This is a genomic window from Limosilactobacillus gastricus PS3 (genome assembly GCF_000247775.1).
Lineage (GTDB): Bacteria > Bacillota > Bacilli > Lactobacillales > Lactobacillaceae > Limosilactobacillus > Limosilactobacillus gastricus_A.
Genome location: NZ_AICN01000077.1, coordinates 21,877 through 33,993 on the forward strand (window position 1 = coordinate 21,877; position 12,117 = coordinate 33,993).

General features: G+C 43.3%; 5 protein-coding genes. 1 reads left to right on the forward strand and 4 read right to left on the reverse strand.

Annotation, left to right across the window (positions count from 1 at the left end):
- Positions 1-187: 187 nt before the first annotated feature.
- Both addA and PS3_RS08885 read right to left on the reverse strand, forming a co-directional pair.
- Entirely contained in the window at positions 188-4,012 is a 3,825-nt protein-coding gene (gene addA, locus PS3_RS08880) for a helicase-exonuclease AddAB subunit AddA (RefSeq protein ID WP_007122737.1), read from the reverse strand.
- Entirely contained in the window at positions 4,005-7,655 is a 3,651-nt protein-coding gene (locus PS3_RS08885) for a PD-(D/E)XK nuclease family protein (protein ID WP_007122738.1), read from the reverse strand. Before PS3_RS08885 ends, addA begins: the two co-directional genes overlap by 8 nt.
- A gap of 389 nt (positions 7,656-8,044) precedes the next feature.
- Between PS3_RS08885 and PS3_RS08890 the strand changes: the two genes are divergently transcribed.
- The gene (locus tag PS3_RS08890) at positions 8,045-9,436 is read left to right on the forward strand and encodes a Na+/H+ antiporter NhaC family protein (protein WP_007122739.1); all 1,392 of its coding nucleotides are present in this window, start codon (positions 8,045-8,047) and stop codon (positions 9,434-9,436) included.
- Positions 9,437-9,517: 81 nt separating this feature from the next.
- Here the strand turns inward: PS3_RS08890 and PS3_RS08895 are convergent, their stop codons facing one another.
- On the reverse strand, positions 9,518-11,608 hold the full coding sequence (locus PS3_RS08895) for an ATP-dependent Clp protease ATP-binding subunit (protein ID WP_040468789.1): 2,091 nt from the start codon (positions 11,606-11,608) through the stop codon (positions 9,518-9,520).
- A gap of 80 nt (positions 11,609-11,688) precedes the next feature.
- Entirely contained in the window at positions 11,689-11,928 is a 240-nt protein-coding gene (locus PS3_RS08900; RefSeq protein ID WP_007122741.1) for a DNA-binding protein, read from the reverse strand.
- Positions 11,929-12,117 lie beyond the last annotated feature (189 nt).

The following is a 12,117-nucleotide window of genomic DNA, read 5'->3' on the forward strand; positions in this document are numbered from 1 at the left end:
CGAACGCTCATGATTCTCATTTCCCAAAAGACCATGTTCGTTAATCGTTCGCACATCAGCTCCCAGCACCGCTGACTCTCTTGGCTGCTACTTAAGAAACTACTCATCTTTCATGATTGATGATTAATTGTGTTTATCCTAACGAATTGATTAAAATATGTCAAGAATTAAATTAGACTTTCTAATTTTAAACCAAACTTTGGCAAGTTACCGAATATAGGTCTGACTTAATTTTAGCCAATGGGCAATCCAGCATCGAAGCTAAGGCACTAGCATATAAAGCAAGCTGGCCTTGATAACGTTGCCGAAGTTGCGGTAATTTCGTTCGGGTAATTTGATCCGTTTTATAGTCAAACAACTCAACACCCTCGTCCGTAACTAGATAGCCATCGATAATTCCATGCACCAGAATCGGTCCATCTTGGTCCGTCAAGTTGTTAAATAATTTCGCTCCTGGCAGTAACATGGAAAAGGCAACTTCCCGTTGAACCTGATCAGGATGTGCTAAAATCCGCTGGCCCAAATCAGTTTGATAAAAAGCTACAATCGCTGTTAAATCAAGTTGGTCACCAACCGCTGGTGATGGAATTAAGCCTTGATCTACCAATTGATCTCGTAGGGCGCTTACTTGACTGAAGGTTACTTCGCCATGACTCAAATCCAACCGTTCAAAGAGCAAATGCGTTGCCGTTCCTAAGACCGTCGGCGTCACCGCTTGATTGGTTTGCATAAACTCTGGAACCGCCATCGTATCTTTTAAATAGGCTCCTTCGCCCCGAACCTGATCTGCATCAATCGTTAACCGACCCATTGCGACATCATCAGGATCTTGAATCCGAAAAGCTTCTCGAATCGTTGAAACTGCCTGGTAAGCCGTCGTTTCCGTGGCCGCTTGATGCGGGTATTCAAACCGAAGAATCTGCTGCATTAATTGCGATTGTGTTTTCGATAGCGGTGGTTGATCCTCACCAAATAACGATAATTGGGTCTGACCAGCTTTGCGAACGTCTGGTAAATTGGCTTGCCATTGACGAACCAGCGCTTGATCTACTAATTGGACGGTAAAGTCAACGTCGCCAAGTTGCAGGGATCCCTCATCAAAAACCGGTTTATCTAATTCGTCCAAAATTGATGGAAACTGCGGATGACGGAACAAGGTTAAGCCAAGCCAATCAAACATCGAGTTAGCCTTTAGACGCAAGGCATCATTTAAAACTAAACTCTTTGATTGCACCGCTTGTGAGCAAAAATTCCAATCCCGTTTTAAATTTCCTAGTTTATTCGTTGGTGCATCGTTAACTGAAGCCGTAATAATTAAGCGCTGTTCGGCCCGGGTTAGGGCCACATATAGTAACCGCATTTCTTCAGCCCGATTTTGACGCTTTAATTGTTCTTTGATGACCGTTTGTTGCGGTAGTTCATATTTAACTTCCACTGGTGGTAAATCGGCCGCTTGATCATGAACATTTTCTACCAGGGACATCCCGATCCCGGTCCGCGGTTCAATTACCACGCCCTCACTATCTTTGCGAAATTGATGATTCATATCAATTAAGAAAACAATTGGGAATTGCAGGCCCTTACTACCATGAATGGTCATGACATTAATGCTGTCATTGGCTAGGTCCGCTGGCGCTACCCCTAAATCATCATCCTTGCGTTGCATTTGTTCAATGAAACGAATGAACTGATATAAACCTTTAAAACTGGATTGTTCATAGGCACTAGCTCGCTCATATAAGGCATGGAGATTGGCTTGACGTTGGGGTCCTCCGGGCATCCCGCCAACATAATCCAAATAATTAGTTTGATCATAAATTTCCCAAATTAATTCAGCCAACGACCGTTGACGAGCACAGGCTCGCAAGTGATTAAGCAAAGTCAACAGTCGATTAACTTTTTGCGCCACTATATAATAATCGATACCGTCACGGACATGATTTCCTGGGAAATCATCTTCCGGAAAATCTTGGGCGAATTGTTGAATTGCTTCATAGTATGCACCATCGGGATGGTTTAATTTAATGATTGCCATTTCTGGCTCTGTAAAACCAATGACAGCCTCATCAGTTGGTAAAGTAATTAGCGGTGACCGCATTACTGCTACCAAAGGCACATCTTGATAGGGATTATCGATAATTCGTAGTAAGGACATCACAATCCGAATTTCGGTAGCCTTAAAGTAATTTTCGACTCCATGGACTGTCACCGGAATATTGAGTTGACCAAACTGTTCTACTATTTGGCTATTAGCCGCCTTGGTTCGTGACAAAATGACAATATCATTGGGCTTGATCCGCCGCATAGTCTGAGTGTCTTGGTCAAAGATGGTTTCCTTTTCGTCATCCAGTAATTGTCGAATCCGCGTGGCAACCATTTGGACTTCACCTGTTAAGCGATCTTCCCCGACAATCGCTGGATTATGGTTGGTCCGGTAGACGAGCATTTCCGTTTGTCGTGCTGGTGCGACCTGTCCATCAGCTAATTGCCATTGGGCTTTGGCCCGCAATTCAGCCGTTTGATCATAATCCATCTCACCAACACCTTGGTTCATTAACTGCTTAAAGACCACGTTTGTAAACTCTGTGATATTCGTCATGGAGCGATAATTATCCGACAGGTCTAATGCTTCGTTAGGATCATCGGCTTGGCGGAAACGTTGATAATTCTCTAAAAAGAGAGTCGGATCGGCCTGACGAAAGCGATAGATCGATTGCTTCATATCCCCCACCATAAAGAGATGATTACGCTTAGGATCATGTAATTGTTGCAATAAATCATATTGCAAACGATTGGTGTCTTGGAACTCATCGACCATAATTTCTTGATACTGAAATTGGAGTTCCCGGCGGATTTGAGTGGCGGTTGCTTGATGCGTTGCTAATAACTCGTTAGTTAACACCGCTCGCCCCGTTAAAATTGCATAGGCATAGTGCTCCAAGTCCGAAAAATCTAACAGGTGACGTTGCTGTTTGGCTCGTTGGTACCGTTGACGAAATTGTTGACTGAAACTAACTAATTCTTTCAAAATGGCTTTGGCATTTGGGAGTAAAGCGTGGTAGCGCTGACTAGACCAACTAAAATAGGTCTTATGAATTTCATCCAATTGACTTTTCAAAGCATTTCGCTGGTTTAATTGGGCCAGTTCGATATCCGTAGAATCTTTGGTTTTCTTTGGATTGATCCCAAAGCTCTTTTTCTCCGTCGCCGCTACTAATAAATCCCAATCATCAACTAATTCTCCATTAATAAAAAGCTGCTCCAGCTTACTCAAATCTTCCGCTAGTCTCTCCCGCAATTTATCATTTTCCGCAACTTGTGATAAGTTTTGCCACTGATTTAACAATTCCAATAATTGGGCTTGAGCTATTGGCTTAACGACCGCCTGATAAAAGTGGGTATCCGTAATTGCTTGCTGATCATCCAACTCATAATTATCGATGAGGTGGGTTAACCACCCATTGGGATCGGGCTGGGCATTGGCCTCCTGATCCATTTTGCGAACCACCCCTGCCAAGCCTTCTCCCTTGACTCCTTGGGCAAAATTATCAGCCACTCGCAGATAGGTCGCTTTTTGATCCCCGGTTAACCAATCATTAACAAGATCATGCCAGACCTGATCCATCAATAAATTCTGTTCGGCATCCGTCACTAATCGATAGTTTGGATCTAAATCAATGGTGTAATAGTAACGCTTAATTAATTGCTCGCAAAAAGAATGAATCGTCGAAATATTGGCCACCGCAAGCCGACTGATCTGCTCTTTCATATGTTGATCCGGGCTCGCCATTAGACGTTTGCGGATCCGCTCCCGCATATTTTTGGCAGCTTCTTTCGTAAAAGTCACCATTAAGAGTTGATCAATGTTTAGGCGATCTTTTTCTAACAGTTGAATTACTCGTTCGACTAAGACGGCCGTTTTCCCCGAACCCGCAGATGCTGAAACTAAAATATCATGGCCACGATGTTCAATCGCGGGCTGTTGTTCGGCGCTAGGCTTAAAACTACTCATGGTCCCCCTCCAATTCTGCTTGCATCTTTTTAATCAGCCCATCCTCGTCAATAGTAATTTCCCGATACCGGTCTAACATCTGATCGAATTGATAAATATCTAAATAATCCGAATATTCCAATCCCGAATGCGCTCCCCGTCGAACCGGGAATAAGGCAACATTCCCCGCTAAAATTTCACTAGCCGCTTGGTGAATCAACCATCGATTTCGTTTAATCAACCATTCAAGTTGATCGGGACTAACTAAGGACGTTCCTGACTTAGCTTGGAAATTATTTTGCTCTGAGCGATTTAATCCCGGCTTAGGCTTGCCAAGTTTATTGACATCGATCACTAACCCCTTGGGACTTTTACTTGTCAGTCCATCATCTAAAGACGTTAAAAAGGCCTCTTGATTTAAGAGAATTCCTTTATAGATATGGTTTTCTAAACTAACGGTTGTTAAGTTCTTCTTTAAGTCTGTTTCTTTATATTGTGGATCGGATAAGTGAAGGTAAATGGCCCCCGCTGCCCGACCATTCGAAAGATTTTGTTGCACCACGTCTAGATAGGCGAGCATTTGTAAATCGGTGCCGACGTAAGCATCAATTAAATCAAACTTCCGTTTACTGGATTTGTAATCGACAATGATATAGTCCGTCCCCTGATCAGTAACAACTTGATCAACCCGATCAATTCGGCCACGTAAGGTTACTACTTTACCGTTTGGTAATTGTTGTTGCAGGGGGGTTAAAACGACCTGATTATCATCACCTGGCCGAGTAACCCGCGGACCAAATGGTTGTTCCATTGCTACAGCGCGCGCGTCACTATGCTGAGCCTGCAAACTCAAGATCCGCGTCATCGTCCGTGCCACTTTTTCCATACTATAAACTTGGTAAGCCGCCACTTGATCATTTTTTGCCAATTCCATCACACTGACTTGTTTAGTCTTAGCCACTTGAATTGCCTGATCAGTCAAGGTCTTTAACAAGGCTTCATCATCAACTAGATCAGCCAAATCGACTGATTGTTGCTTAACTAGACGCATAAACTGATCCATCACATCATGGAAAAAGGTTCCCGACTTATCAATTGAAATTTCCAACTCATCACGTGGTTGCAAGCGTAAACCGTACTTTAAAAAGTATTCATATGGATTTTGATAAAAGGTCTGCAATTGGCTAACGGACCCCATTAATTGACCGTGCGAATCATCACCTAAGGGTTGCCCATATAATTTTACCGCTAACGGTGCTGGTAGATTAGTCGTCCGATTATGGTAGTCTAAACTGGCCATCAAATGCTGATAACGACCCGGCATCAGTTGATTAAGTTCTACCGCAAGGCTTTGCCAACCATCACTCAACCAGGTTTGATCATCGGCTTGGAGCCGCCGAGTCGCTAATAGATAAGCCATTGACACGGCCGGAGTACTAATCACCGGTAAGATTTGTTCAAATTCGGCTTGAGGCTTGATTTGAGCGGGCTGAGTTCCAAGAACCATTTGGTGATTACTATCCCATTGCCCCAAATGCTGGGCTAGACCAATCAAATACGGTGATAAAGTTAACTCACTTTCATCACCACTTAGTTGGGCTGCTGTCATGATCAACCTTTGGGTCCCACTCAACATCCCTAAATAATTTATAAATGGTTCATGATTACTTCTGGCCACGTCACTTAAAGGCAGGAATTGGTCCGCTTTTAAACCTTGTCGTAATAGATCTAAATCTGGATCACTTAATAGTCCAGTAGTCGTTTTAATTTCTGGCATGACGTCATCCGTTGACCCCATCATAATCACGACTGACCGCTGGTTGGTTTGGGCCATTCCAGTTTCCGAAATCATTACTTGATCTAAAGTAGATGGAATCTGGGAATACTCAGCTGCTCCAAAGGCCGCTTCGATCATGGCGATAAATTCTTCAAGTAGCTCCTTTGGTTCATTGGTCAGCTCGCCTACCAAATCCACATACTCATCTAACAAATTGCAAAAAGTTTGCCAAACCTGCTGCGGTTGTTCCATCAAGGTTAGATCACCAGCTTCTAAAGCCGCTTGGGACCACTTCAAGAGCGCTTGATCCACTCCCTGCTGAACCAAGAATTGATAAAGCGCGGTTGCTAATTCGCGCCCAGTCGTGATTTGATCCAACTGATCTAAAAAAGGCGCGATTTCCCGGGAAATATACTGGCGAACCTGATTAATCGTGATCATCAGGTCAGCCGATTCGTTTGCAATGGGCTGCCAGGCTTTTCTTAACCAAGCCTTACCACCTTGTCCATATTTTAAACACCAATTTTCAGTTTGGTAGACGGCCTCCATAAAAGTTGCATGCTCAACATCTTGGGGAGTCAATAATTCTGTTTTTAATAGTTGCATCACATCCGCCGTCTGGTAATAATTTTGTTTAATTTTAAAGAGCGCTTCAATCATCGTTACCAGGGGTGAATTAGCCATGGACCGTTGATGATCAATAAATAAAGGAATTTGGTGCCGTTTAAAAATTGGCTCAATGATATTCTCATAACTCGCTAAATGTCGCGTTAAAATTAAAAAATCACGATAGCGATATCCCTTGGTAGCAACCAGCTGCCGAATTTTAGCTGCAATCTGATCCACTTCCGCTAAGCGAGTCGGAGTTACCAGAAAGGATACCTGCCCCTGAAAGTCGACTTTGACTTCTGGAGTTTGGAACTGGGCTTGAGCTTCCATCCAAGTTTCCACCGCTAATAAATCATTCCCCACCCGTAATGGTAACTGGGCGGCCATGATTGGAGGTAATAGATCCACTTTGGTTTGTTGATCTACAAAAGTTATCAATCGTTGGTATTGGGCGGCTGATTGATAATATAAATTATGCTCATCCGGTAACTCATGGGGGGGATAGGCCCGATCAGCTACCAAACTCATCATGGTGGAAGCCCCATTTTGAATCATCGCTTCCACGATCGCTTGTTCCTTAGCAGAAAACTGCCCGGTGTAACGGTCCAAATAGAAATGATCATGACTGGCTTGGGGATCATGAAGCTTTTGAACTAATAAATCTTCAATATCAACGTTGCTCAGTCGATCAGCACTTAAAGTTAAGTAACGTTCATAAATTTGACTGATGATCCTTAATTTTTCGAGCCAGATTTCTTGACTAGGGGACTGATGCTGACTTTGTAAAGCCTGGGCAACGACTGAATCAGGCTGATCAATTAAATCATCGGGAGTTAAATTGGCTGTTTGAAAGGCGATGATTTGTTCGGTTACGGCTTGGACGAAACCAGGGCGGTCACTCTCACCTTGAAAAATCCCCAACTGTTGCGGATTCGTTTGTTTTAACTGTTGGATGATTTGGGCTACTAACATTACTGGCCCCATTTTTGATAATCGGGGACTTTGATAAGCCGGGTCATTCTTCAATAAATACCAAGCTAACCGGCTAAAGGATAGGATTTGGACACGTGATTGGGCATACTGTTCCCGATAGCCCAGCCGGCTTTGTAGAGTCGCTAAAATTCGCACTTCCGTCTCAAATTTAATGTGATTGGGCACCAAGAAAAAGAACCGATCCTTGGATTGCTTAGGATCTTGCAAGCGTTGAATTAAATCTTCGACTAAGGCTGCTTCATGTTGTCGTGATGCTTTCCCAATGACAAATTGTAAAGTCCCCATAAGTATCTCCTCAAGTTAATAGAATGATTAAATTATAGCATTAATCCAATAATTAACCATTGACATCAATTTCTCAGCATGTTTTAATAAAAACAATTATTCAACGAAAGGAAGGCTTATTCAGATGTCTTGTTCATCATTAATCACAGTAGCTAACTATTATTACGGCTATGCTTATTCAGCCTAATGTCCGACCACTTGGTGCGGACAGAGACGTTCGCACTAAGCAAAGCTGTGATTTAATGATCCCTTTGCTAGGTGTTGTAATCTAGCTAGGGGTGTTCAAGGATCTGGACCAACCATCCGTTAAATAGATTCACCAACTAGATTGAGTTAACGTCTCAAGCTTGTTGGTGTTTTTTTTATGTAGTATGAAAGAAGGAAAATCAATGAAACACGCACACGCCACTAATCGGCCTGAACCTAAATTTGGTTTTGGCGAAAGCATCATGATCTTAATTGCTATCCTTATCATTTTGGGATCATTAATTATTGTTAAGCAACAGGAACCGCAGGCCCCACTCTTTATCGCTTTTACCCTTTTAGCAGTTTACGCTCGGCTACGGGGCTTTAAATGGTCGACCATCATGGATGGGATGCGCACCGGGCTCAAGGACGGGGTTGACCCCCTCGTTATTTTCTTATCCATTGGGGTCTTAATTGCGACTTGGATCTTTTCGGGAACCATTCCAACTATTATGTACTTTGGTTTTAAGATTATCTCCGTGCAATTCTTTTTGCCGACGGTCTTTATCGTCTGTACCCTTGTGGGGGTCGCTTGCGGGAGCTCCTTTACCACCGTTTCGACCATGGGAATTGCTTTTGTGGGGATTGGCGCTACTCTGAAAATTAATCCCGGTTTAACGGCGGGGGTGATCGTTTCAGGAGCCTTTTGTGGATCTAATATTTCTCCCCTATCCGGAACCACTAATCTAGCCGCTTCCGTTGGTGAAATCAATATTTACAAGCATATTAAAGCCCTAATGATTACTGATATTCCAGCTTGGGCCATTTGTGTCGTCATTTACACCCTGCTCGGCTTAAACTCCAAGCAAGTTAGTTTAAGCGCCGTGCATCAAATGATGCATGGTCTTAGTGATGGTTTTTGGATTTCAGGGTGGGCCCTGCTACCGGTCGTCCTCCTAATTGTCTTAGCGATCTTACAAGTCCCCGCAATCCCATCTTTAGGTCTTGGATCAATCTTTGCTGCTCTATTAGGCTGGATTCACCAACCTTCAACTAGTATTACGACGATTACCAAAACCATTATGGATGGTTACGTTGCTCATAGTGGCGATAAAACCATTGATACTTTACTTTCAAAAGGTGGTATCTCTAGTATGCTTACTTCTTTAGCTTTGATCGTTTTTGCCCTCTCCTTAGGTGGTTTACTAATCAAACTAAATATTATTGGGTCGATCATTAATCATTTATCAGGAATCGTCAAAACGGCTGGACGGGTTACCCTCGCTACAGCTATTACCTGTATTGGGGTTAACTTAATGATTGGTGAACATTACCTCGCCATTATCTTACCGGGGCAATCCTTTATCCACGCTTCTGATAACTTAGGGATCCCTCGCGAGCTCTTCACGCGTATTTTAAATGACGCTGGGGCCGCTGTTAACGCTATTGTTCCTTGGAGTGTCTCCGGAGTTTTCATTGCCGGAGCCTTGCAAATCAATCCTTTGCAATTTATCCCTTGGGCTTTCTTCCCCTTCATTGTCACGATCTTGTGCTTGATTACAGGAATGTTTGTGAAGCCAAGCTCGGAAAAATAATTTTATATATTAGACTACAAAAGACCTCAGCACTAATCCTAAGTACTGAGGTCTTTTCATACGACTTTAAACTTACTTAACTTACTTTTCACTATCGGACCGTTCGCTAATTACGATCGTCCCATCACTAACATCCGCTAACAGATGCTTTGCTTCCAGATGATCTAAGTAGAAGTCCGTGACTTTATCACGAATTTGTTGTTCGATCACCCGCCGTAATGGTCGAGCTCCCATCGTTTCATCATAACCTTCTTCAATCATCAGGTCCTTAGCAGCATCCGTGACTTCCACGTCCATGCCCTTCTTAGCTAAGGTTTGGTTGACCCCATCCAGCATCAAGTTAACGATTGCTTTTAGGTCATCCTTACTCAAAGCCTTAAATTCAACGATTGCATTGAACCGGTTTAAGAATTCTGGCCGGAAGTATGGCGTTAAGCGCTTGATCAAAGTTGGTTGATCTTCCGTTAATTGTGCGTCATTAGAGAAGCCGGCGTTAGAAGTAGCAATCACGATCGTGTTCTTAAAGTCAATCGTGTTCCCTTGACCATCCGTCAATCGACCATCATCGAGCACTTGCAACAAGAGCGTGATCACTTGTGGATCGGCCTTTTCGATTTCATCAAACAAAACAATCGAGTAGGGGTGACGACGAACTTTTTCCGTTAAGGTATTTGAGTTATCGTCATAGCCCACATATCCAGCCGTCGTTCCGATCAATTTGGAAACGGCTGTCCGATCAGAGTATTCCGACATATCCAACCGAATAATGTCATCCGTGCTCCCAAACATATCTAGGGCTAATTGCTTGGCTAATTCCGTCTTACCAACCCCGGTTGGCCCGACGAATAAGAAGCTCCCAATTGGTCGGTTCCCTTCATCAAAACCAGCCCGGTTCCGCCGAATAGCCCGTGCTACCGCATTGACAGCTTCATCTTGACCAATTACCTTCCCGGCTAACCGGTCATTTAAGCCTTTCAAGCGTTCGATATCACTAGCGCCCATCTTCGATACCGGAATCCCCGTCATCCGTTCAACCGCCGCAGCCACATCATTTGGGGTGGCAACGGCTCGTTCAGCCGTTGAATGATCGTCTAATTGTTGCTTTAAGCTTTCGATCTTTTCCTTAGCTTCTTGGGCTGCTTGATAATCTTCTTTGTCGGCAGCCTTTTGTTGCTGGTCTTCTAATTGCTTAATTTCTGCTTCAATAGCATTAGCATCCTTCACTGGATGTTGAGCAGCCAAGTGCGTCGCCGTCATATCAATCAGATCAATTGCCTTATCTGGCAATTGCCGTTGTGGCATGTATTGAACTGAATAATCAATGGCCGCCTTTAAGACTTCATCCGGCAATTCCACATTGTGGTGCTTTTCGTATAAATCCCGAATTCCTTGGAGAATTTTCAGGGTATCTTCCTTACTTGGGGCATTTACCGTTACTTGGTTGAAACGCCGAGACAGGGCCGCATCCTTCATGATCGTGTTCCGGTATTCATCTTGAGTCGTCGCCCCAATAATGGTAATTTCACCCCGTGATAAAGCCGGCTTTAAGATATCAGCCATCCCTTTAGAACCACTTGCATCCCCAGCATTACCAGCACCAATGATTTGATGAATTTCATCAAAGAAGAGAATTACATTCCCCGCTTGTTTTACTTCATCAACTAGCTTTTGCATGTTCTCTTCAAAGCTACCACGGTATTGCGTTCCGGCTTCCAAGCTGGAAACATCAATACTAATAATTTCTTTGTTCTTAATGGCGGCTGGGACATCCCCATTCACAATCGCTTGGGCTAAACCTTCGACCACCGCGGTCTTACCAACCCCAGCATCCCCGACTAGAACCGGATTGTTCTTGGTCCGCCGTGCTAAAATTTCCGCCGTTTCTTGAATTTCTTGATTCCGCCCGATCACTGGATCTAACTTCCCGTCCCGAGCTTCCTGCGTCAAGTTGCGTCCTAATTTACTTAAAAGCCCATCTGATTTAATTTGACCAGCTTGAGCTTGCTTAGTTGGGGTTGGGTTACCTGGTAACTGCCCCGTTTGCCGATATTGGGCAAATTCTTCTGGGGTTACCTCCCGACCGTTAATTAAGTACCGCCGGTTTTCAGTATTATAACCGTTCATGTTCCCCATTAATTGGTTAAATAAGTCATCCATATCACTGTTAAACATAAGCCAGTCCCCCTTTAATGGTATTTATTTTTGTGTTTACTAAAAGGCCCAATGTATAAAATTTACACCCGACCCTTCGACTACACATGTTTATCATCATCTATTAAGTAACTATCTTCCAATTCCTGCAAAATCTGCCACATTTGCTTGTGCATGGTCTGCGCTAACGCATCCAAATCTCGCAAATTAATCGAGGTTGCATTCGTCTGTTGCTTATTAAACGATTTATGTAAAGTGGTGTAGCCATAACCAGATTCCTTAGCGACCCGATAAATGGTCAAGCCATTATGATCGAGATACGCTTTGATATCTATTCTCATCGCTGATCACTTCCTTTACGATTCTTAGTATACCACATTTGTGATATAACACAATAGTAAAGTACCAAAAATTTGATATATTTTTTCTGCTCGTTTTGATGAGAATTTTCTTAATTTATTTTAATTTTTGTCTTGACAAGCTCTTCCCCTATTCGGTAAACTTACATCATCAAAAACGAAAGGAAGATT